Source organism: Synechococcus sp. CBW1108 (assembly GCF_015840335.1).
GTDB lineage: Bacteria > Cyanobacteriota > Cyanobacteriia > PCC-6307 > Cyanobiaceae > Cyanobium_A.
Map to the genome: position 1 here is coordinate 566,739 of NZ_CP060395.1, position 22,022 is coordinate 588,760.

The 22,022-nt window shown below is 64.1% G+C and carries 23 protein-coding genes and 1 pseudogene; 13 read left to right on the forward strand and 11 right to left on the reverse strand.

What is annotated here, in order from left to right; all coding sequences use genetic code 11:
• Window positions 1–167 precede the first annotated feature (167 nt).
• From istB to H8F27_RS02990, 3 genes are read right to left on the reverse strand one after another with little or no spacing between them, the layout of a single operon-like run.
• The gene (gene istB / locus H8F27_RS02985; RefSeq protein ID WP_231596186.1) at window positions 168–881 is read right to left on the reverse strand and encodes an IS21-like element helper ATPase IstB; all 714 of its coding nucleotides are present in this window, start codon (window positions 879–881) and stop codon (window positions 168–170) included.
• Window positions 835–2,472, reverse strand: coding sequence for an IS21 family transposase (gene istA, locus H8F27_RS17425; RefSeq protein WP_231596227.1), 1,638 nt, complete (start codon window positions 2,470–2,472; stop codon window positions 835–837). Before istA ends, istB begins: the two co-directional genes overlap by 47 nt.
• Entirely contained in the window at window positions 2,473–3,474 is a 1,002-nt protein-coding gene (locus H8F27_RS02990; protein WP_197151137.1) for an IS1595 family transposase, read from the reverse strand.
• Window positions 3,475–3,667: 193 nt separating this feature from the next.
• Between H8F27_RS02990 and H8F27_RS02995 the strand changes: the two genes are divergently transcribed.
• The 3 genes from H8F27_RS02995 (at window position 3,668) to H8F27_RS03005 (ending at window position 5,946) form a co-directional block, all read left to right on the forward strand.
• Entirely contained in the window at window positions 3,668–4,384 is a 717-nt protein-coding gene (locus H8F27_RS02995) for a YcgJ family protein (protein ID WP_197151139.1), read from the forward strand.
• A gap of 162 nt (window positions 4,385–4,546) precedes the next feature.
• Window positions 4,547–5,155, forward strand: a complete 609-nt coding sequence (locus tag H8F27_RS03000) for a hypothetical protein (protein WP_197151140.1) — start codon at window positions 4,547–4,549, stop codon at window positions 5,153–5,155.
• On the forward strand, window positions 5,152–5,946 hold the full coding sequence (locus H8F27_RS03005) for an MlaD family protein (RefSeq protein ID WP_197151142.1): 795 nt from the start codon (window positions 5,152–5,154) through the stop codon (window positions 5,944–5,946). The genes H8F27_RS03000 and H8F27_RS03005 overlap by 4 nt, the downstream gene beginning before the upstream one ends.
• Here H8F27_RS03005 and H8F27_RS03010 read toward each other — a convergent pair.
• A complete protein-coding gene (locus H8F27_RS03010) occupies window positions 5,930–6,130 on the reverse strand; it encodes a hypothetical protein (RefSeq protein ID WP_197151144.1) in 201 nt (66 codons plus the stop codon). The genes H8F27_RS03005 and H8F27_RS03010 overlap by 17 nt on opposite strands.
• A 221-nt stretch (window positions 6,131–6,351) precedes the next feature.
• Between H8F27_RS03010 and H8F27_RS03015 the strand changes: the two genes are divergently transcribed.
• Together H8F27_RS03015 and H8F27_RS03020 are read left to right on the forward strand one after the other, a co-directional pair.
• Window positions 6,352–6,561, forward strand: coding sequence for a hypothetical protein (locus tag H8F27_RS03015; RefSeq protein WP_197151146.1), 210 nt, complete (start codon window positions 6,352–6,354; stop codon window positions 6,559–6,561).
• Between the two features lie 815 nt (window positions 6,562–7,376).
• The gene (locus H8F27_RS03020) at window positions 7,377–7,847 is read left to right on the forward strand and encodes a hypothetical protein (RefSeq protein WP_197151147.1); all 471 of its coding nucleotides are present in this window, start codon (window positions 7,377–7,379) and stop codon (window positions 7,845–7,847) included.
• A 38-nt stretch (window positions 7,848–7,885) separates the two neighbouring features.
• Here the strand turns inward: H8F27_RS03020 and H8F27_RS03025 are convergent, their stop codons facing one another.
• A complete protein-coding gene (locus H8F27_RS03025; protein ID WP_197151148.1) occupies window positions 7,886–8,710 on the reverse strand; it encodes a hypothetical protein in 825 nt (274 codons plus the stop codon).
• Window positions 8,707–8,919 (reverse strand): annotated as a pseudogene (locus H8F27_RS03030) (Maf family protein); the annotation flags it as partial. The gene H8F27_RS03025 and the pseudogene H8F27_RS03030, both read right to left, overlap by 4 nt.
• A gap of 344 nt (window positions 8,920–9,263) precedes the next feature.
• On the opposite strand from H8F27_RS03030, the gene H8F27_RS03035 reads away from it, so the two are divergent.
• Window positions 9,264–9,518, forward strand: coding sequence for a helix-turn-helix transcriptional regulator (locus tag H8F27_RS03035; RefSeq protein WP_197151149.1), 255 nt, complete (start codon window positions 9,264–9,266; stop codon window positions 9,516–9,518).
• 162 nt (window positions 9,519–9,680) lie between these two features.
• On the opposite strand, the gene H8F27_RS03040 is transcribed toward H8F27_RS03035, so the two are convergent.
• The 3 genes from H8F27_RS03040 to H8F27_RS03050 all read right to left on the reverse strand — a co-directional run bounded on the left by H8F27_RS03040 (window position 9,681) and on the right by H8F27_RS03050 (window position 11,115).
• On the reverse strand, window positions 9,681–10,010 hold the full coding sequence (locus H8F27_RS03040; RefSeq protein ID WP_197151150.1) for a DUF86 domain-containing protein: 330 nt from the start codon (window positions 10,008–10,010) through the stop codon (window positions 9,681–9,683).
• Window positions 10,007–10,258: a nucleotidyltransferase family protein gene (locus tag H8F27_RS03045; protein WP_231596485.1), complete on the reverse strand. Its 252-nt coding sequence runs from the start codon at window positions 10,256–10,258 to the stop codon at window positions 10,007–10,009. Before H8F27_RS03045 ends, H8F27_RS03040 begins: the two co-directional genes overlap by 4 nt.
• A gap of 245 nt (window positions 10,259–10,503) precedes the next feature.
• Entirely contained in the window at window positions 10,504–11,115 is a 612-nt protein-coding gene (locus tag H8F27_RS03050) for a nucleoside triphosphate pyrophosphatase (RefSeq protein ID WP_197151152.1), read from the reverse strand.
• A gap of 50 nt (window positions 11,116–11,165) precedes the next feature.
• On the opposite strand from H8F27_RS03050, the gene H8F27_RS03055 reads away from it, so the two are divergent.
• Genes H8F27_RS03055 through H8F27_RS03065 form a run of 3 tightly spaced genes read left to right on the forward strand, consistent with a single transcriptional unit; the run spans window position 11,166 to window position 13,314 of the window.
• Window positions 11,166–11,540 carry an Npun_F0494 family protein gene (locus H8F27_RS03055; protein ID WP_197151153.1) on the forward strand — a complete coding sequence of 125 codons (375 nt, stop codon included), beginning with the start codon at window positions 11,166–11,168 and terminating at the stop codon, window positions 11,538–11,540.
• A gap of 23 nt (window positions 11,541–11,563) precedes the next feature.
• Window positions 11,564–13,057, forward strand: a complete 1,494-nt coding sequence (locus H8F27_RS03060) for a cobyric acid synthase (protein ID WP_197153328.1) — start codon at window positions 11,564–11,566, stop codon at window positions 13,055–13,057.
• Window positions 13,058–13,068: 11 nt separating this feature from the next.
• Window positions 13,069–13,314 (forward strand): 2Fe-2S iron-sulfur cluster-binding protein, encoded by a 246-nt coding sequence (locus tag H8F27_RS03065; protein WP_197151155.1) that lies wholly within the window; start codon window positions 13,069–13,071, stop codon window positions 13,312–13,314.
• Here the strand turns inward: H8F27_RS03065 and mnmA are convergent.
• Window positions 13,305–14,477: a tRNA 2-thiouridine(34) synthase MnmA gene (gene mnmA / locus H8F27_RS03070; protein WP_370594486.1), complete on the reverse strand. Its 1,173-nt coding sequence runs from the start codon at window positions 14,475–14,477 to the stop codon at window positions 13,305–13,307. The genes H8F27_RS03065 and mnmA overlap by 10 nt on opposite strands.
• Before the next feature lie 95 nt (window positions 14,478–14,572).
• Here mnmA and H8F27_RS03075 point away from each other — a divergent pair, with 95 nt between their 5' ends.
• Together H8F27_RS03075 and H8F27_RS03080 are read left to right on the forward strand one after the other, a co-directional pair.
• Window positions 14,573–16,174, forward strand: coding sequence for an NAD(P)H-hydrate epimerase (locus tag H8F27_RS03075; RefSeq protein ID WP_255517730.1), 1,602 nt, complete (start codon window positions 14,573–14,575; stop codon window positions 16,172–16,174).
• A 117-nt stretch (window positions 16,175–16,291) separates the two neighbouring features.
• Entirely contained in the window at window positions 16,292–17,230 is a 939-nt protein-coding gene (locus tag H8F27_RS03080) for an RNA polymerase sigma factor, RpoD/SigA family (protein WP_197151157.1), read from the forward strand.
• A gap of 34 nt (window positions 17,231–17,264) precedes the next feature.
• Here H8F27_RS03080 and pdhA read toward each other — a convergent pair whose 3' ends face one another.
• Entirely contained in the window at window positions 17,265–18,395 is a 1,131-nt protein-coding gene (gene pdhA / locus H8F27_RS03085; protein WP_231596487.1) for a pyruvate dehydrogenase (acetyl-transferring) E1 component subunit alpha, read from the reverse strand.
• Window positions 18,396–18,506: 111 nt separating this feature from the next.
• On the opposite strand from pdhA, the gene H8F27_RS03090 reads away from it, so the two are divergent.
• Window positions 18,507–20,477, forward strand: coding sequence for an ARC6/PARC6 family protein (locus H8F27_RS03090; protein WP_197151158.1), 1,971 nt, complete (start codon window positions 18,507–18,509; stop codon window positions 20,475–20,477).
• A gap of 87 nt (window positions 20,478–20,564) precedes the next feature.
• Window positions 20,565–22,004 (forward strand): signal recognition particle protein, encoded by a 1,440-nt coding sequence (ffh, locus tag H8F27_RS03095; protein WP_197151159.1) that lies wholly within the window; start codon window positions 20,565–20,567, stop codon window positions 22,002–22,004.
• Window positions 22,005–22,022: the final 18 nt, after the last annotated feature.

The window sequence follows — 22,022 nt, forward strand, 5'->3', positions numbered from 1 at the left end:
AGGCGCCGAGACCTCTGCTGAGCCTTGCCCTGGAGCGCACGAGCCGGCGGACCGCACAGTCCGCCGGCAGCGCGGAGCTCCCCGCCGGGGTCTGGCACCATCGGCACCAGGTTGTCGCCGGACGACAATCTCCCGGGCTGTTCTCCGCTTCTCTACGGCTGCTGTGGCTATTTGCTGCCGCTGCGCCGGCTTGCTTGGGCGCGGCGGTGGCTGTCGCCGCTGATCTCGACGATGTGGCAGTGGTGCACCAGCCGGTCCACCGCCGCCACGGTCATTGAGCTGCTGGGGAAGATCTCATCCCAGGCGGTGAACGGCTGATTGGCGGTGATCAGCAGCGATCGGCGCTCGTAGCGGTGGCAGATCAGCTCAAACAGCACGCTGCTCTCCTGTTCATCCCGCCGCACATAGCCAATGTCATCGATCAGCAGCAGCGGGTAGCGATCCAGCCGCTCCAGCGCTGCCGGCAGGTTGTATTCGGCGCGGGCCTTCTGCAGCTCCTGCACCAGGCTCGTGGCGGGATAGAAGCGGCAGGCCTGATCCAGGCCGATCTGCGCCAAGGCGATGCCGACCGCCAGGTGCGTCTTGCCCACACCGCTGGGGCCGAACAGCAGCACGTTCTCGCCCCGCTGCAGCCACTCGCTCTGGCGGCTCAAGGCCTCCAGTTCCTGCCATCGGTGCGCCTCGATCCGGCCGCCATGGTCGTAGTCCGCCAGCGCTTTGCTCCAGGGCAGCTGGGCCGCGCGCAGCAGCCGGTGCTGGCGGGCCTGCTGGCGTTGCTCCATTTCCTGCTCGCACAGGGCATAGAGAAACTGACTGGGGCTCCAGCCCTCGCCCTCAGCCTGCGAGGCGATGCTCTGCCAGTGGCAGCGGATCCATGCCAACCGCAGCTGTCGCAGCAGGATCGGCAGGGCGGCTTCCGCCGCCTGGGGCCGCGGGATGGAGGGCAAGGAGGTCGTCATAGCTCTGCAGCGTGTGTTGGGAAATGCGTTGCGGCGGGTGGGGGCGATGGGGCGGCAGCCGGAAGCGTTGCTGCAGCGCCGCCAGCGACAGCCCCTGCCGTTGATGGGCCTTCTCGAGCCAAACCAGCACTGGCTCGTAGCCCGCCAGGCGGCAGCCCACATACAGCGCCTCGACCATCAATCGGGCGGCGGCGTCACGGTCACCGCCATTGCGCAGCTGCTGCCACAGCTGCCACCAGCGCTCATCGGGGAACAGCTCCCGCTGGTAACTGCAGTGCAGCAATGCCCGGGGTTTTCGCCTGAGCGCATCGATCAGGTGCTCCAGATCGATGCTCCACGCCCGCCCATGACGCTCGACACCGCCGTGGCGCCGCTCCAGTTCGCAGGCGATCTGCCGGCCCAGAAGCAGCTGCAGCCGGTCGTGGAAGATCCGCACCGTCAGCCGCTGGTCGATCAGCCGCGGCGGCACCGAATACACGACTCTGCGTACCTCGATCGTGCTGGTGCGCCGCACCGTGAGCTGTTCAATGTCGTAGTCGGCAAAACGAAACCGCGGTAGTGGCCGCAGCGCCGCCTGCTCCTGCTCCAGCCGGATCAGGCGCGGCCTGTTGTACTGGTCAATCACCGCGGCCAGAAAAGCCTGGTATTCAGCCAGCGACTCGAAATCACTGCTGCCGCGCAGCAGCAACGCCTGCTCGATCCGCCGCTTGAGATGGCCATGGGGACTCTCCACACGGCCGTTCTCATGCGCCACCCCCAGGTTGTTGCGGCTGTAGGCCAGGCTGTAGTGGCTGCAGAGGGCGTGATAACGGCGGGTGATGTCGGAGCTGAAACTGCCGTTGCGGTTACGGCACGCTGCTGATAACCGGTCGGTGCGCAGTTCACCTGGCACCCCGCCGCAGGCAGCCAGAGCGTTCTGCAGACCCTCGGAGAGGGCTGCAAAACTCTCGCCGCCCTGGACCACCTGCGCATAGCTCCAGCCGCTCCAGGCCAGGCGGTAGTGGAACAGCAGATGGGGGAACACCTGGCCGGCGATCGTCACCTCCACCCCCTTGAGCTGGGTGAAGTCACAGAAGGCAATTTCGCCAGGCTCATAGCTCAAAGGGAAGATCACCTCCGGCGCCGGGCCGTGCAGTGCCTTCCACTCCCGCACCCGGCGCTGCAGGGTGCGCTGTAGCGGAATCCAGTCCACATCAGGTTTCTGCTGCTGCAGATGCTCCAGGAGCGTGATCGGCGTCAGCGCGGGTGAGCGCTGCAGCAACGGCACCAGCTCCTCCTCCCATACCCCTACCAGCGGATCGGGGCGGGTGCGGCCACGGGGCTGGTTCGCCCGCGGCTGCAGCTGATTGCATTCAATCCGGCGAGCACTGCGCACTGAGATGCCCGCCGCCGCGGCAGCAGCCTCCTGGCTGCTGCCGCCTCGTCGTTTCGTCATGAACAGATTGCGTTGGTGGCTTGTCAGTGGTGCCGGCATCACCTGGTCCCTGCGCATCGGCACCAGGGTCTCCAGCACTCACCCCACCGGCCAACGAGCTTGTCGCCGACCGGCCAACTTCATTGTCGGCGGACAAGCCTCCGCAACCCTGAGATCCCGCTCCGTGCAGGGCATGCAGCAACAGACCGCATTGGCAATGCGATCAGTCATCGCAACCATCGAGAAGCGCCGGTTGAACCGGAAGCAGAAGCCGCCCAGGTAGCGCCTGGCGTACTTGTCGAAATTGAAAGCGTGGAAGGTGCCGTTGAAGCCGGTCTTGAGGTTGCCCAGCACGGTGTTGATCCAACGGAACTGCGGCAAGTCGTTTGGGTGCTTCCCACCGGTGACGATGGCGTGATGGCTGCAGCCTGCCGTGGTCACGGCACGAAAGCAGGCCAGGCCATCGGAGAGCACCTGACTGCCGGGCGCCAGATGGCGCTTGGCCCACTCAGCGATGGCCTCTGAGCTGAAGCCACTCACGGCTGTGATCCTGGCGTGAATCAGCCGGCCCGCCTCATTCAAGGAGACGGCCGCGACGATGGGGATCTTGTTCTCTGAACCCCGACCTGCCTTGCCGCCCGGCAGTTCTCCGCCGAGGTAGGAATCATCGATCTGGACTTTTCCCCGCAGCAGGTAAGCCTCCTCCCGATCAGCCATCGCCCGCAGAATCTTGTGGTGCAGCAGCCAGGCGGTGTCGTAGTTCACGCCCAGGTGGCGGCTGAGCTCCAGCGAGGAGATCCCTGTTTTGGCCTGCCCGATCATGTAAAAGGCCAGAAACCAGGTGGTCAGAGGCAATTTCGTGGCCTGCATGATCGTGCCAGCCGTGAGCGTGGCCTGATGGCCGCAGCTGCGGCACTGATAGCGCTTGAGCCTGCGGCCATAGACCAGCCCATGCTCATGGCCATTGCAGCGGGGACAGCGGAACCCACCGGGCCAGCGCGCCTTCTCCAAAGCAGCCTCACATTGCACCTCGGTGCCGTAGAGCCGCTGGAAGTCAGGCAGTGAAAGGCCTTTCTGGAACTGGATGACGTTGCGCGCCATGACTGAACTGGTATGTGCGTACCAGTCTACGGCCCAGGCTCGCGGTGCGCGGAGCGAGCTGGGTAATCAAGATCCTGGTTGGCGTCATTGTGATGACACCAACCAGGATTGTCAGCGCAAGACTCAGCAGGAGACAAGACAACCAAACTCTTGCTCACTAGGGTTTGCCAATCACCTCAAGGATCTGCTCGCCATGCGCCGACACACGCTGACCCTGGCAGCAGCCCTCCCTTTGGTGATCAGCAGCGCCGCCCTCGCCCAACCCGCCAGCCTCAGCTACCCGCGTCCTGGCGTGGTGTGCGACTCGGTTGGCAAAACCTGCTACGATAGCTACGGGCCCTCCATCGGGATCACCTCAGAGGTGTACGGCAAGAAGGCCGCCAACCATCTGTCCAAAAACCTCAGCCAAACCAGCAGCCGCGACTTCCGCCTGAGCACTGGCCAGGCCTGCAGCGTGGCCAAGCGCACCTGCTGGAACGACGGATGGGGTGAACGCAACGTGGCAGCCGGACTCACCAATCAGCTGTTCGGCTCCAGCACCAGGCCCGGCCAGGCCCAGGTGAGCCGAGATACAGGGCTTTGCAGCCTCAGCCGCGGTAGCCAACGCGTCTACGACGGCCCCTGCCTACTCAAGCAGGTGAGCCAGGGCGGCCAGAACCGCTACGAGATGCAACTTCAGAACGGCAACACCTACACCTTCCAGCAAGTGGGTGGGGGCTTCCAGACTCGTGATGGTTTTGGTGGCACCTGGCCGGTGACCTTCATCGACCACGGCAACACCGGTATCTTCCGCTTCAGCAACTACAAGCTGGTGGCCACCCAAGAGAATTCCAACCGCAACACCACTAGCAACCGCGATGCCGCTGTGGGCAATGCCCTCGGCAACCTGCTCAATACTCTTTTCCAGTAAGAGCGACCTGGGACGTCACATCGGCTTCATCGGCCACAGCGCAATTGAGTAGCCAACCGTGCGTGCCCTGGCCCTCGCGGTAAGCCGTGCCTGGTGCACGCACATCACGGAATGATCAAGGGAATCATGAAAGCGATGGCTGGCCTTCAGAGCCTCTCCGCGATGGCCAAGCTGGCTGAGCGCTATGGCGAGCGTTGCGGTGGTCCTGTGATTGTCGCCGGCTTCGTGGTGGGTCTTGGAATTGTGCAGCTGGCCAGCGGGCCACTGGCACAAACCAGCCGCTTCAGCCTGGAGTTATTAATCCTGCTAGTGCTGCAGCTGGTGGGGCCCATGATGGTGGCGCTGTTTGCGCTGGCACTGCTCCTGCCCCGTTGGATCCAGCGTCTTCAAGTCGTGGGAGACGCCTACCGCGTTGAGCGGCTCGCAGCGGCAGGTCTTGCGGGCGCTCTGCTCCAGTTGCTGTTTCTGGCAGCCGCGATGTGTGGCGGGGTGCTGGGAACGCCGCGTAGCGATCTGGTGGGTGAATTTCGTGATCTGCTCTATGGAGTTCTGCTGCCGGATGTAGCCCGCTCGTGCCTGCGGGCAGGCGTGTTTCTTGCCGCAATGAGTGGGTGGTGCCAATGGCGTAGCCGGCGTGCTCTGCTGCGCGGCCAGGATCCAGGCCTCTTGGTGAGCGATCAGCTCGCCGAAGGATTTCTCTTGCTGCTATCACTCAAATTGCTATGGATCAGCGTGATCGATCCCTTGCACCTAAGCGCAAGCCCGCAATGAGTCCCACCATCCCCCCGAACAGCCTCCGCGAGCGCTATGTGTTCTTGGGTTCCGGCCTGGTGCTGGCAGTTGCGTTGGTGGTGGGGATGGCACGCGAACAGCAATGGGGCACACGCTGGGTGTTGTTGCATCTGTTGAGCAGCAATGCCGAAGGGCTGCGTTCCGGGCAGGACGTGCGCATTTCAGGCATCCCCGTGGGCAAGGTGCTGGCCCTACAGCTCGAACCCAATGCCAAGGTGAAAGTCACCCTGCGGGTGCAAGAACAGCATGCTGATCTGATTGGCCCCAAAAGCATGGCCAGCCTTGGCCAAGAAGGCGTTGTGGGTGATCACTTCGTGATCATCAGCGCGGATCCACAGGCCACTGAACCTGGCGCCAAATTGGCAGAGCGCACCTTGCCCTATGTGCAACCCGTAGCGATCAACAACCTGATGCATCGCTTGATCGACACGCAAACCGAACTGCTGGCGACGCTCAAAAACACAACGAGCCTCACCAGCCATGAGATCCCCGCCACCCTTCGCGGGATCAACAAGCTGGCCTCCACGCTAGAACGGGAAACGGCAATCACCACACCTCAGCTGCGGCAGACACTGCAACAGCTGCGTTCAACCGGCAGCAGCGCCGAGCAAACCTCCCGCCAGGCTCAGCAACTCCTGCAACAGAGCCAGCCCTTATTGCTCAGCACGCTGCAAGACCTCGAACGCGTGGCCAGCAGCAGCCGCAAGATTCTTCAAACCGTGCAGCAGCTGCTGGGGCTGAGTGATGAAACGCCTAAAAGCTCAGATTGATCACGTGATGAGCCTTCGGGCCTGTGGGCTTCTTGAATTCCAGCGGCAGATCGCCATCACGCGTGACGCCCTGGCGCATCTCCGATGACGCGGCCTGCAGGTGGTTCTGTTCTTGAGCCACAGGCTGCTGCACCTCTGGTGTGGTGGTGGCCAGCACAATCGGCTCCATGGCCGAGGCATGCATTCTGAAGCCACTACCAACCAGGAGGCTTCCAGCCATCAACAGCGCAACAGACTTCATTGGAGGGGATCTTGAGCACTATCCAGGCCATAGCCACGGCCAAGCGGCGATGGCAACAGTGCTGCGCTGATCTGATGCAACACGATCCGCTAAGCACCGCCGTGCGGCGTTGATGCTGAGATGGAGCGGATCCAAGAGCTGCCTGGGCCCAGGCCCTCCGAGCCATGACGAACACCCACCGCAATGCCACCAAGCTGTGCCGGGCACTCATCGTGGTTGGGATGGTGGTGATCTCAGCAGCGGCCCATGCACAACGGGATGAAGCACCCGCTGTCAGAAGCAGCCACTACAAGACCCCCTGCACCATCAATGGCTACCCCTCCTGGTGCGCCGTTAGCGCAATGGGCAACATCCCCAACAGCTTGAAGGTGTAGTTCGCCCACGGTGATCAACCGATCTTTCAGTGGGTACCGATCAGCCAGGCCCGTGACCCATCAGGTGGATTAGAGATGCGCGAGATTACTTCGGGAACAATGTGGGGACTGAAGGAATACGGCTTCAGCTCCCTCAATGAAGTCGGTGGGCTCAACAGCATCTGCGTGGGCAAACATGCGCGGCTTCCCTATCCAAGAGGTTGCGCCAAGCCCTGAGCAGCTATCAAGCTGCAAGGGCCACTTCATGGACGGATGGCGTGCAAACAGCAGCTCACGAGATAGCGAAGACCGAAGCCTTCCAATTCATGAGACAACGCAAGACTCAGTTGCAAGCCTCGTTCTCTCTTTAAAATCAAACAACAAGAAGTCCAAATCAAGTCATCAATGCAGAGAGCACTCTCCCTAACTCCTGTGCTCATTGCTGCGCTCGCCATGCCAGCAGGAGCCGATCAATACGAAATCTTGTACAGACCACCGGGAGAGGCACAAGACCGGTCAATCACCATCACCACAACAACAGGATCCTACAACCAATACAAAACGCTGCTTGAGAAACAAAAGTGGTGGAACAACTATGATTACGCAACCAGCGTCCTCAAGGGGAAACTGATCAGCGGGCCCGATAGCGGCGAGGAGTTTTACTTCACACCCAGTGGCAGCAACAAAGCTTTTGCGGCCAGCTTTACATCATTTCAATCGACAAACGGACTCGTCGAAAGGATCAACGCGCAGCGATCGCAAGTGACATACAGCACACCAAAACTAACGCTTTACAGCATTTTCAACATTAGCAAGCTGATCAACGACACGTTGACGTGGCACTTGAAGCAGCCCCTATCATCAGCTCAGGGAATGTCGATACAGGAAACGCCAATAACAAGAGCAGCAATCTAGGGAAAACGCTAGTGGCAGCATCCAAAGGCGGAACCCTCACGATTGACGAAACAAACCCCACCTACTCCCTGGACTTCACCGTCGACAACTCCAACACCAATCAAATCGACTCCGCTGGCAACACCGCCACGTTCAGCGGGGCCTTCACAGACGCAGCCAATGGCATCCCAGGCAACCTACTCATTGCAGATTCAGGCAGCACGGGCGGAGCCATTCGCCTGAATGGGTCCAACACGTATTCGGGCTTAACAACAGTCAAGTCAGGAACACTTGAAATCAATGGCTCCATCCAATCCAATACAACCATCGAACAAGCTGGAAGACTCAAGGGATCCGGAACTATCAATGGCAACGAGCTCAGCTACGGCGGGGGGCTCAAGCTGCGCTGGTGATTTGCTGATCAGCCGAAGCTAGTCCGATCGAACCAGCATCAGCTATTAAACCGGTGCTGGTTTAGGAGAGCCGTCCACACCTCACGGGGTGAGGCATCAAGATCTGAGCGTAACCGGGTCTGTAGCGTTCGCGCTGAACAGTGCAGATCCAGTGCAAGTTTGCCTAAGGCGAATCGAGGTTGAGGTTCCTCCGTGAGCTGGCTTTGCACCAATTCCAGGAAGCGGTTGGTGAGGTCATCGTGTGGTGGGATCAGAGACGCAGAGCCGGCTGCCAGCCGATGATTGATCAAGGCCTGCCAGAAAGCACCGGCACTGTGATCCAGCCAATGGGGATGCAGACGCGCCTCATCAATAAACTCACGTGCTTGGCGCAGCAGGGCCACGACCGTGGGCTGGCGGTTGGTGCGAAAGGGATCGAGCACGGCAGTCTCTCCGCCTTGATCACCCAACCCTTCCAGCACCGTCACAGGCACGATGATGGAAACACCACTGGTGTTGGCTGAGCTCAGCCCATGCAGTTCTGCACCGGGTGCAATCCAAAGGGCCTGACCCGGGCTGGTGATCAACTCATCAGGACAGTCGGCCTGGCGCTCGAGCATGCAACCGAGTTCCGGAATCCAGAGCACCGCCATGTCCGGGTTCTGACGCCGCAGCAACTCCAAGCCACCACCCTCTCCGCGCAGCTCCACCAGGGTTAGCGGCCCAGCCGCCGCCACTTGGATGCTGGCCTGAAACACATCTCGATCGTGATCCAAGCAGCTGACGCGGCAGTCGCCCATCACCTGCTGCAGGCAAGCGCGCCAATGTTCAAAGCTGGAACTCTGAACAACTGGATAAAAAGCCGTGGTGGAAGGTTGCCTCATGCAGGAATCTGGGCCATCCAACAGTGCAGCAGCGGAAAGCTAAGGCCGATCACATTCGAAAAACAGCCCTCAATCCGTTCCACCAGCCCACCACTGCGCCCCTCCAAAGTAAAGCCGCCAGCGCATTGGAGCGGCTCTCCGGTGGCCACGTAGGCCTCGATCTCTGCGGGGCTGAGCGGCGCGAACTGCACGCGGGTGGTGATGGTGGCATGCGTGCAGGCATCGATCACCGCCTGAGCCTTGACCTGATTGTCGTCGGACACCAGGGCCAGCAGCAGCACTACATCCGCGTCAACCACCAGCTCAGGCTCTGCTTGGTCTGGACAGAAGCAGGGCCAGAAGACGTTGAAATCGTTGATGAGCACTAGATGGTTCTGGTCCGCTCCAGGCGAAGTGCAACTGGAGGAATTCCTGCGCCCATGGACATCAACCAGAACCGCCTGACACAGGCAAGCCCGACAGCGCAAGCTCCTCCACGCTCACTCGGATTCGCAATAAATGCCAATTATTGAGGATCTTGATGCGATTCGTTTATTGAGAATCCGTGTAAACCATGGCTGCGGTTGAGCAGGTGATTCGCGCCCCTGCGCAGTTGGGGATGCTGCTCCGTGGTGCCCGACTGGAGCAGGGGATGAACCAGCAAGAGCTAGCTCTCAAACCCGGTGGCATGAGCCAAGCCCGGCTCTCTCAGCTCGAACTGCAACCGGGTCGTCTCACCGTGGAGCGCCTCCTGCTACTCCTGGCCGCCCTCAACCTCGAAGTGGTGGTGTGGCCGCGAGAGAGCACCATCGAGCCGGCCGAGTGGTAATGGGTAGACCTTCGCGGGCGCGCTCCCTGACGGTGTGGATGAACTGGGAACGGGTTGGCACCTGGTCGTTGCCGACTCGCGGGCCTCAGCAGTTCAGCTACGCCGTCAGCCGCGATTGCGCCGAAGCCGTACAGCTGCTTCCACCAGACGTTGTGCCAAGCGTTATGCCTGGAGCAGCCTCAGGACTGCCTCCTGAAGTGGAGGAAGGTCGATATCAACAGTCCGCCAAACTCGGGCCAGATTGACCTTGAGATAGTCATGAGTCAGAACATCTCTCATGCCGGCTATCTGCCGCCAAGGAATCTCAGGACTGGCCGCTCGGAGCTCCGGGCTGAGATTCTTGGTGGCTTCACCGATCACCTCGAGATTGCGAATCACGCCATCTTGAATCAGACGAGAGGCCATAAAGCTGCTCTCACCAGCAGCAGTGTAATCCGCGATGCGCTCCAAACAATCACGAATACTTTCGGGATAGAGGCGATCTTTGCTCACAGCAACTGAGCCTGATCCAGAATTTCATTACGGATCAACGGGTGCAGTGTTTCTGCTTCTGTGACATCCACCAGGCATCCCAGGAGATCTTCAAGCTCTTGCCGGAAACTGATCAACCCGAGCAGAGACTGATCCTCCGCTAGATCGACCAGAAGATCCAGGTCGCTACCTGGGTGCTCCTGCCCTTTAGCGATCGAGCCGTAGACCCTCAGGTTGGTTGCACCATGGCGCTGGGCGAGGGCGAGCACCTCGGGCCTATGGGCCACAAGCCGCTGGCGAATGGTTGTGGGCGTTGAGCTGGTCATGGCGCTAGGGCGACCAAAGAGGGTTCGAGTCGCGGTGAACAGTTGCGGATCACGCTGTGGGGAATCGCCAATTGAATACCCCATGCAGTCCATTCTGCTCGGGCTTCGCGGTCGCGGGTTAGGAAGAGCCTTGCGCTGCCTTGCAACGAGAAAACGGTGTTGACCACAGAAGCACGCCAACACACTCCTTAACTGACGCCCATCGCCAGGAGCCAGCGCCGCAACAACGGCAAGCTCAGCCCGATCACATTCGAGAAACAGCCCTCGATCCGTTCCACCAGCGCACCACCACGCCCCTCCAAAGCAAAGCCGCCAGCGCATTGGAGCGGCTCTCCGGTGGCCACGTAGGCCTCGATCTCTGCGGCGGTGAGCGGCGCGAACTGCACGCGGGTGGTGATGGTGGCCAGGCATTCCGTGGTCGGATATCCATGGATATCCGGAGCTGGACACTCCCGCGCCGCACCGGCCACCAACAAACAGTGGCCGGTGTGCAACTCACCCCAACCACTAGCCATCCGTCGCCAGCGATCGATCGCCTCTGCAGCGTGAAGAGGCTTGCCGAACACCTCCCCTTCAAAGGCCAGCACTGAATCGCAGCCCAACACCGCCGTGATCGAGCTATCCGTGCAGGCCTCCCGCACGGCCTGAGCCTTGGCCTTGGCCAACAGTTGCACCAGCTGGGCAGGATCGGTGTGGTGGATGGCGTCTTCATCCACACCACTCACCTGCACGCGGTGGGGAATGGCGGCCTGCTCCAGCAGGCGGCGACGGGCCGGAGACGCAGAAGCCAGCAGCAGCACAGCGGAGGGGATGGGCTGGCCATGAGAATGGCAGCAGCCACCTGTGTTGTGTGAGCACCGCCAGCCAACAAGAGCAACGCGCCCTGCAGCGGGCCCGAAAGGCGGTGCGCTGCCTCCCCTTTCGGCTGTCGTTTTATCAACTGCTGGATGGCCAGGCATTGAGCAGCACACAGATCGCTGCCCACCCCAACCAGCAGCAACTCAGCCGCCTCAGCCTGAACGCCAACCGCACCGAAGACCTCCTGATCTGGCTGATCCAGCTCGGTGTGCTGCGCCGCGAAGTGGACGGCCAGGGCCTCACCGAACGGGTGCGCCTCACCCCGATGGGGCGGAACACCATTGCCCCCTGGAGCGACGACATCCCGCCCGGAGGTGTGCTGATGCGCCTCAAGCACTGGCTTCGGCAGCACAGGCCCCGGATTTGATGAGCGAGAACCACACCCCCCTCATGGTTCTGGGCACCAGCAGCGGTGCCGGCAAGTCGTTGATGACGGCCGCCCTCTGCAGGGTGTTGCGGCGCCGCGGTGAAACGCCACTGCCCTTCAAGGGGCAGAACATGAGCAACAACGCCTGGGTGGATCAGGTGGGCGGCGAAATGGCCTACTCCCAGGCCCTCCAGGCCTGGGCCGCCGGGCTGGAGCCCCACCACAGCATGAATCCGGTGCTGCTCAAGCCCCAGGGGGATTCCACCAGCGAAGTGATCCATCTGGGCCAGTCGGTGGGGCAATGCCGCGCCGAGCACTACTACCGCGACTGGTTCCGGCCGGGCTGGGCTGCTATCCGCGCCGGCCTGAGCGAGCTGCAGGCGGCCCATCCGGGGGGGCGCCTGGTGCTGGAGGGGGCCGGCAGCCCGGTGGAGGTGAACCTGCAATCCCGCGACCTCACCAACCTGCGGCTGGCGCAGTTTCTGAGGGCCCGCTGCCTCCTGGTGGCCGACATCGAACGGGGCGGTGTGTTCGCCCAGATCGTGGGCACCCTGGCCCTGCTGCGCCCGGTGGAGCGGCCCTTGATCCGCGGCCTGCTGATCAACCGCTTCCGTGGCCGCCGCGAGCTGTTTGACGAAGGACGCCGCTGGCTGGAGGCCCACACCGGCGTGCCCGTGCTGGGGGTGATGCCCTGGCTCGATGAGCTGTTTCCCCCGGAAGACTCCCTCGATCTGCTGGAGCGCCGCGGCCGCAAGCGGGACGCCGCGCTGGAGATCGTCGTGCTGAAGCTGCCGTCGCTGAGCAACTTCTCCGACCTCGATCCCCTGGAGGCCGAACCCAGCGTCCAGCTGCGCTGGCTGGCGCCGGGGGAGCCGCTGGGGGCCCCCGATGCGGTGATCGTGCCGGGCAGCAAACAGACCTTGCGCGACCTGGCGGCCCTGCAGCGCTCCGGCCTGGGGGAGGCGCTGCGCGCCTACGCCGGCGATGGCGGCCAGGTGTTCGGCATCTGCGGCGGACTGCAACTGCTCGGGCGGGAACTGCGGGATCCCGAGGGCCTGGAGGGCGGCGACACCGGCACCCCAGCGGGTGGGCCCGTGCCGGGCCTCGACCTGCTGCCGCTGCACACCTGCTTCGGCGGTGCCAAGGCCCTGCGCCAGCGCAGCAGCCAGGCACTCTGGCCAGGGGAGGGCCTCAGCCTGGAGGGCTTCGAGCTGCACCGCGGCATCAGCACCCCTGTGGCGGCCAGCGGCCTGCAGCCCCTGGCGAGCGACCCGGACCTGGGCCATTGGCAGCCCTACGGCACCCAGGGCGGCGTGGTGGCCGGCACCTATCTGCACGGCGTGTTTGAAAGCGGCCCCTGGCGTCGCCGCTGGCTCAACCAGCTGCGCCAGCGCGGCGGGCTGCCGCCGCTGCCGGAGAATCAACCCCACCACAGCCGCCAGCGAGATGCCCTGCTGGACCGGCTGGCCGATGCCTTTGAGGCCCATGTGAACCTCGAGCCCCTATTTGGCCCCTAACCCACCCGCCCATGGCCGCCTCCCCCGTCACTATCCGCTGGCCCAATGGCCACACCAGCCAGTGCCTGGTCGGGTGCGACTGGCTGCTCGCCGCCCAGACGGCGGGGGTCACCATCCCCACCGGCTGCCTGGGGGGCAGCTGCGGCGCCTGCGAAATCGAGGTGAACGGCCAGGTGGTGCGTGCCTGCATCGCCACCGTTCCCGCCAGCCGCAGCGGTGCACTCAGCGTGGAACTCGCCAGCGACCCCTACTGGTGAGATCCCGTGGCTGGGGCGGGATCGGCCTGGATCAGGCCGCCGCCCAGCAGCACCTCACCGTCGTAGAACACCGCCGCCTGGGCGGGAGTGATCGAGAACTGCTCCTCGGCAAAGGTCAGCTGAACCCGGTGGGGCCGCTGGGCCGCCCGGTCGGCATCGGTGGCGGGCAGGGGGGTCAGCAGGGCTCGCTCTGGGGCGCTGCGGTAGCGCACCTGCACCTCCACCTCGATGCCACCCACCGGGGGCTCAATCGAGACCCAATTCACAGCTCCCACCACCGCCCCCGCCCGCGCAGCCTCAGCGCGGGGGGCCACCACCACCTGGTTCATGGCACCATCCAGCCTCACCACGTGCAAGGGCTCGCGCCACGCCACCCCCAATCCCTTGCGCTGGCCGATGGTGAAGTGCTCGATGCCGTCGTGCTCACCCACGACCGTGCCATCCACCAGCACAATCTCGCCGGGGCGAGGCGGCAAATAGGCGTCCAGGAAGGCCTTCATCGAGCCGTGGTGATCCGCCAGGCAGAGGTCCTGGCTTTCAGGCTTCTTGGCCGTGCGCAGGCCATGGCGCTCGGCCTCGAGGCGGGTGTCGGCCTTGGTGAGTTCGCCCAGGGGAAACACCAACCGGCCCAGGGCCTCCTGGGGCAGGTCGTAGAGGAAGTAGCTCTGGTCTTTATGGCTATCGCGACCCCGCAGCAGCTGGTGGCGGCCGTTGTCGCTCAGGTCGCCGTGGTGCACCCGGGCGTAGTGGCCGGTGGCGATGCGGCCAATGCCCCGCTCCTGCTCGGCCCACTGGAGCATCGGGCCGAATTTCACCTCCCGGTTGCAGCGGGAGCAGGGCAGGGGCGTGACGCCTGCCGCGTAGCCCTCCACCAGAAAATTGACGATCTGGGCCTGGAAGTGCTCGCGAAAGTCGACCACATGGTGGGGGATGGCGAGCTGTTCGCAGATCCCCGCCGCATCCACCAGCCCCTCGGCGCAGCAGGCACCTTTGCCACTCATCAACCAGAGGGTGAGCCCCTCCACCTGCCAACCCGCTTCCACCAGCAATGCTGCTGTAAGAGAGCTGTCCACACCGCCGGAAAGACCCACCGCCACCCGGCGTTCACCCGGCCAGGCCCGGAGCCGCTCTAGGGCGGCACGACCCGCAGGGGTGGAGGCCAGAGCGGGGCTCCCAGAGTTGGCAACGGAGACAGACAACAGGGCAGACAGCCAGCGGTAGTGCTTCCATCATGAAACCCAGCTGCCCTGAGGAGTTGGTGCCAACACCCGCCAAAGCCGCCTGGCCCCGCCGCGATGGCGACCATCTGCTGGTGACCAGTGCCGAGATGGCAGCCCTGGAGGAGCAGCTGTTCCACAGCGGCATGCCGGTGGCAGCCCTGATGGAAAAGGCGGCGCTGGCGCTGAGCCGCAGGCTTTTGCAACGGCATGGCGACCATCTGGCCCGCCACGGTGCCCTGGTGCTGGTGGGTCCGGGGCACAACGGCGGCGATGGGCTGGTGATCGCTCGCGAACTGCACCTAGCGTCAGTGGCCACCGCAATCTGGAGCCCCTTCGAACGGCACAAGCCACTCACCGAGGCGCACCTGCGCCACTGCCTGTGGCTGGGCATCCAGCGGCTCAGCCAAGCGCCTGATCCATGCGGCAGCGAACTCTGGATCGATGCCCTACTGGGCATCGGCCAACAACGCCCCCCCGGCGAGGGGATCCGGGTGCTGCTGGAGGCCCGCCAGCGGCAACGGCCTGGGGCCCTGGTGGCTGTGGATGTGCCCACGGGCCTCTGCGCCGACAGCGGCAGGGCCACCGGCCCGATGCGGCCCCAGGCTGTCACCACTTTCACCATTGGATTGATCAAGAGCGGGCTGGTGCAGGACCAGGCCCTGGCGGCGGTGGGGGAACTGGAGCGAATCGACCTGGGGCTGCCCGGGGGCCTGCTGCATGCCCTGCCAAACCACACCCCGCTGGGGCTGGGCGAGCGGGATTTGGCCGAACGGCCCAGGCCACCCCTAGATCCGGCCGCCAGCAAATATCAGCGGGGCCGACTGCTGCTGCTGGCCGGCAGCGAGGCCTTCCGGGGAGCCGCCAGCCTGGCCCTGGCCGGGGCCAGCAGCAGCGGTTGCGGCAGCCTGCACGCTGCCTTGCCCGCCTGCCTGGCAGCCGACCTCTGGCAGCAATACCCCCACGTGGTGCTTGACCAGAGCCTCCCCTGCGATGGCCAGGGCAACCTGCGCCTGGATCGGCCCATCGAGCTCAACCGCCAGCGGCTTGACGCCCTGCTGGTCGGTCCCGGCATCGGCCCTGGCGCCGAGTCGCAGGAAGGTGCCTTTTGGCGCAACTTGCTCGCCTGGCCGGGGCTGCTGGTGCTCGACGCCGACGGCCTCAACCGGCTGAGTGGCCCGGCCATCCTGGGGCTGGGCCTCAATGCCTGCGCTTGGCTGCAGCAGCGCCAGGGGCCCACCTGGATCACGCCCCACCCCGGCGAATTCAGCCGCCTGTTTCCCGAGCTCAGCGGCAACCCAGCCCCTGTTTGCCTCGACGCTGCTGGCGAAGCGGCCAGGACCAGTGGCGCCTGTGTGCTGCTGAAGGAAGCCCGCAGCGTGGTGGCCGCCCCCGATGGCCGCCGCTGGCAGCTGCTGGAGGCCAGCCCCAGCAGCGCCCGGGCAGGCCTGGGGGACGTGCTCGCCGGCCATGTCGCCGGGGTGGGGGCCATGGCCATGGCGGCCACGGGCGCCGCCGATGCTGTTTGGCTGGCGGCCGCAACCCTGGCCCACGCCCAGGCGGGGCGCCAACTCAGCCCAGCCGGGCAGAACGGTGCCGCCAACCCCTTGGCAGTAGCGCAGCAGCTGGCCCGATTGTGCTGAATACAACACCAGGGAGCATGTGTTGTTTTGCGATTGAAAGCTAAAGGGTTACCGAAAATACACTGCTCCCGGCGAATTTGGTTAGATATTCAATGGATCCTCCCTCTCAGCGCTCTAATGACCACATCGCTCCAGAGGGCCAGCGAAGGCACCCGGCGACGAAGTAGCGACCCCATCACCTGGTATCTGGCGACCATCGGCCGCGAGCCGCTGTTGACCGCGGCCGAAGAAATAGAACTGGGCAATCAGGTGCAAACAATGATGCGCCTGCTAGAGGAAGAAGCTGGAGAGATTGCCAGAGAATTCACTGATCACGAAAATAAGCTGATTCGCATTGGTAAGCGGGCCAAGCAACGCATGATGAAGGCGAATTTGCGCTTAGTCGTCAGTGTGGCCAAAAAGTATCAAGGCAAGGGCCTTGAATTACTCGACCTAATCCAGGAAGGATCCCTCGGGCTCGAGCGGGCCGTGGAGAAGTTTGATCCCACCCGGGGCTATAAATTTTCCACCTATGCCTTCTGGTGGATTCGCCAGAGCATGACCCGGGCGATCGCCTGCCAATCCCGCACGATCCGCTTGCCCGTGCACCTGAGTGAAAGGCTCACAGCGATTCGCAAGGTCAGCCTGGATCTGGCCCACAAACTGGGCGCCATGCCCAACCGCCAGGAAATTGCCGAGGCGATGGCCATGCCAATCGAGGAGCTCGACGGCCTGCTGCGCCAGTCACTTACCACCTCCAGCCTGGATGCGCCGGTGAACGGCGATGAGGGCCGCAGCTTCCTGGGGGATCTGATTGCCGACTCCTCAGGGGAGGAGCCGCTGGATCGGGTAGAGCGGGGGATGCACCAAGAGCAGCTAGGGCGCTGGTTGAGCCAGCTCAGCGACCAGGAGCGCCAGGTGCTTCAGCTGCGCTTTGGGCTCGAGGGCCAAGAGCGCCACACCCTGGCCGAAATCGGCCGTCAATTGGATGTGTCCCGTGAACGGGTTCGCCAGGTGGAACTCAAGGCCTTGCGCAAACTGCGCAACATGACCCGGCGCATTCCCGCCACACTTTGAGAAGCTGATCAGAGAGACTGATCAAACAGATTGATCAGTCTTCCGCCCAGATGTAGCGGGTAAGTTCTGCGGGCTTGGGCTCGGGAGCCGCCAGGGCGAACTCGACGCAGTCGGCCACTTCGGCATCGATCTCCTGCTCGATCGCCTTGAGCTCCTCGGCTGAGGCGAGGTTCTGCTCGATCAGGCGGACAGCCAGGGCCTTGATCGGATCCCGTTTCGCCCAGAACTCCTTCTCCGCTTGGGCGCGCAGCTCGTCGGGATCGGCCAGGGAGTGGCCGCGGAAGCGGTAAGTGAGGCACTCGAGCAGGGTGGGGCCCTCGCCGGCCCGGGCCCGCTCGATGGCGCGCTGGGCGGCAGCCCGCACCGCCAACACGTCCATGCCGTCCACCTCTTCGCCGGCCATGCCGAAGGCCGCCGCCTTGCGCCAGATCTCAGGATCACTCGTGGCACGGTTGTGGTCCATACCAATGGCCCACTTGTTGTTCTCCACCACAAACAGGATCGGCAACTTCCAGAGGGCTGCCATGTTCAGGCACTCATAGAACTGACCGATGTTGCAGGTGCCATCACCGAAGAAGGCGGCTGTGACGGAGTCGCTGGAGGCATCCCCTAGGGCGTCGCGCTTGTAGCGGCTGGTGAAGGCTGCGCCGAGGGCCACCGGAATGCCCTCGCCGATGAAGGCATAGCCCCCCAGCAGGTGGTGCTCCTTGGAAAAAAGGTGCATGGAGCCGCCGCGGCCCTTGCTGCAGCCGGTTTCCTTACCGAACAGCTCACTCATCACCTCCCGGGCCGGCACGCCGCAGCTGAGGGCGTGCACGTGGTCGCGGTAGGTGCTGCAAAACCAGTCGTGCTGCAACTTCATCGCCTTGATCACGCCCGTGCTTACGGCCTCTTGGCCGTTGTAGAGGTGCACGAAGCCAAACATCTTGCCGCGGTAATACATCTCCGCGCACTTGTCCTCAAAACGCCGGCCCAGGGTCATGTCGCGGTAGAGCATCAGACCCTCGTCGCGCGTCACCTTGGCGGGCACCGACGGGTAGAGATTCTCCAGGCGCTCGGCATGGGCTCCGACCAGACTGGTGTCGTCTGCAGAACAGGCGGGAGCACCACTGGCTGTAAATCCAGGTGATGGGGCTCCAGGTACAGCAGCGATGTCGTTGCCCATGTGCGCCTGCGTCTTGCTGACGACTCTAAGAGGTGCTGCTGCATCAGGCCTGACAATTGGCGTCATAAGCGCCTGCCCTGCCTAAAGTCACCCACCAGCGACGGGCCCGGATTGGAACTGCCGATCGATCATTTCCGGTTGCTCGGAGTAAGCCCGACCAGCGACCTGCAGTCGCTGCTGCTCACCCTGCAGCAGCGGATCGACCGCCCCCCAGAGCATGGATTGACCCAGGACACCTTGAGGGCCAGGGAAGAGCTGCTCAGGGCCAGTGCCGACCTGCTCAGCGATGGGAGCAGGCGCCAGACCTACGAATCTGACCTGACGGCCCTTGCCAGCAGCGGCCAATCCGTGCTGCCAGCCCTCGATATCTCGCCCGGCATGGAAGTGGCTGGTCTGCTGCTGCTGCTCGAAGCGGGCCAGGCCCTGGAGTGCTTCGAGCTGGTCTGCGCTGCCCTGGAGCCACCCCAGGCACCCATTCTCGGCAATAGCCGCGATGCCGACCTCACCATCCTGGCGGGACAGGCCTGTCTTGCCGCTGCCGCCGACCTGCACCGGCAACGTCGTTATGAAGGGGCTGCCCAGATCCTGCAAAAGGGCCTGCAGCTTCTGCAGCGCATGGGCCAGCAACCGGCCATTCGCCAGCAGCTGGAAGACAAGCTCGATAACCTGCGCCCCTACCGGGTACTTGACCTGCTCAGCCGCAACCTGACGGCCCAGGCCGAGCGGGCCGAGGGGCTGGCCCTGCTGGAGGAGCTGGTCAAGCGCCGCGGCGGCCTCGAGGGATTCGGAGACCCGAGCATGGGACCGGAGGAATTCCAGGCCTTTTTCAAGCAGATCCGCGCCTTCCTCACCGTCCAGGAGCAGATCGATATCTTCAGTCGCTGGGCGCCGAGCTCCGCCGCCGCTGATTTTCTCGCCAGCACAGCCCTGACCGCCTCCGGATTTGCCCAGCGCAAACCGGAGCGGATTGCGGCCGCCCGCCAACGGCTCGAAGCCAGCAGCCAGGAGGGTCTCCAGCCGCTGATCGCCTGCCAGTTGCTGCTGCTGGGGGAAGTTGAAAGGGCCCAGGCCACCTTCAAGCAGGCAGCCCCACCGGAGCTCAAGCGCTGGGCCGAACTGCAGAGCCCCGATCCCCTGGCCCAGCTGTGTGCTTACTGCCGCGACTGGCTCAGCCGGGACGTACTGCCTGGCTACCGCGATCTGGAGGCCGATCCGGATCTGGAGGCTTACTTCGCCGATCGCGATGTGCAGGCCTATGTGGAGCAGCAGGACCGGCCGACCAGTCCTGCTGCTACCCCCCCCGCCCTGACCTTCACCACCCGGCCCCACAGCTGGGACAAGCCCCTGCTTGATCCACAGGCCTCCATTGGGGGCATCGGCTCACCAGCGGCGGCCGGGTCACAGAGTTTTGATCAAGACGAAGATGAAGATGACGGGGAAGAAGAGCCCTGGCTGGCTGGCTGGCGCTGGCCCCAACTGCAGCGACCATCGCGCCTCTTCCTGGCGGTATGCGTCGGCGTGGCACTTGTGACCCTCGCGGCGGTGATGCGGTTACGGCCCCAGGCCCCCGGTGCCAGCCGAACCCCAATCGCTGTCGAGCCTGCCCCGCCGCCCCTGCCCGCCCCGGTGCCAGCTCCACCAGCCCCGGTGCCGGCCCCAGCTGCTGCCCCCGCTTCAGCAGAGCTCCCCCTGCGGGTCGACTCTCCGAGCGAAGCCCAGGTACAGGCCCTGCTGGAAGCCTGGCTGGATGCCAAGGCGGCCATCCTGGCCGGCAAGGACAGCCGCATGCCCGTGGAGGGCCTGGCCCGCGCAAGCCTGGTGGGGCGGCTCGAAGCGGAGCGCGCCTCCGACCAGGCCCGCGGTGAAACCCAGACCATCAGCACCAGCATCACCGGACTGACGATTGAGGAGCGGGACACCAACAGAATCGCCGCCACGGTGATCCTGAGTTACTCGGACCAACGCCTCAATGCCAAGGGCGATCCGGAGGGAGAGCCCACCAAACTGCAGCTGCGCAACCGCTATGTGTTCGGCCGGGAGGGGGGCATCTGGCGCGTTGCCAGCTTCAGCAAGGCCCCCTGAGCCATCGCTGCCGGGGGCAGCCCGGTTTTTACGATCATCTGAATTCCGGGGCCTGGCCCCCACTTCTGCCCCCCGAGCGGCAACTAAATGTTTGAAGAGCTATCCCAGCGATTTGAGGACGCGGTCAAGAGCCTGAAGGGGCAGGCCTCAATCACCGAAACCAACGTGCAGGGGGCGCTCAAGCAGGTGCGCCGGGCCCTGCTTGAGGCCGACGTGAGCCTGCCGGTGGTGGAGGACTTCGTTGAGGAGGTGCGGCGCAAAGCTGTCGGGGCCGAGGTGGTGCGCGGCGTCAGCCCGGATCAGAAGTTCATCCAGCTGGTGCACGAGCAGCTGGTGGACACCATGGGCGGCGAGAACGCCCCCCTGGCCGCCGGCGGCCAGGCCGGAGCCCCCTCGGTGGTGCTGATGGCTGGCCTGCAAGGCGCCGGCAAGACCACCGCCACCGCCAAGCTCGGCCTGCACCTCAAAGAACAGGGGCGCAAGGCCCTGCTGGTGGGAGCAGATGTATACCGGCCGGCGGCCATCGAGCAGCTCAAAACCCTCGGCGCCCAGATCGGCGTGGAGGTGTTCAGCCTTGGCACCGAGGCCAAACCTGAAGACATCGCCGCGGCCGGCATTGACAAGGCCAGGGCCGAAGGCTTCGACACCGTGCTGGTGGACACCGCCGGGCGCCTCCAGATCGACCAGTCGATGATGGAGGAGATGGTCCGCATCCGCCAGGCCTGCCAGCCCGACGAGGTGCTGCTGGTGGTGGATTCGATGATCGGCCAGGAGGCGGCCGAGCTCACCCGGGCCTTCCACCAGCAAGTGGGCATCACCGGCGCCGTGCTCACCAAGCTCGATGGCGACTCCCGCGGTGGCGCCGCCCTTTCAATCCGCAAGGTGAGCGGCGCGCCGATCAAGTTCATCGGCACCGGCGAGAAGGTGGAGGCGCTGCAGCCCTTCCACCCGGAACGGATGGCCAGCCGCATCCTCGGCATGGGCGATGTGCTCACCCTGGTGGAAAAGGCCACCAAGGAGGTGGAGCTGGCCGATGTGGCCAAGATGCAGCAGAAGCTGCAGGAGGCCAGCTTCGACTTCTCAGACTTCCTCCAGCAGATGCGCATGATCAGGCGCATGGGCTCGCTCGGAGGACTGATCAAGCTGATCCCCGGCATGAACAAGATTGACGACGGCATGCTCAAGCAGGGGGAGGAGCAGCTCAAGAAGATCGAAGCGATGATCGGCTCGATGACGGAGGTCGAACGCCAGCAGCCGGAACTGCTGGCATCCCAGCCCTCGCGCCGGCGCCGCATCGCCGCAGGCAGTGGCCACAAACCAGCCGATGTCGACAAGGTGCTGGCCGACTTCCAGAAGATGCGGGGCTTCATGCAACAGATGACCCGGGGCGGCGGCATGCCGGGGATGCCGGGGATGCCGGGGATGCCTGGAATGCCCGGCCCGATGGGTGGCATGCCCGCAGCCGGCTCCCCAGGGCGAGTTGCCACCAAACCAGCCAAGAAACGCAAGGGGTTCGGGCAGCTCTGAGCACTCGAGCGGGTACAT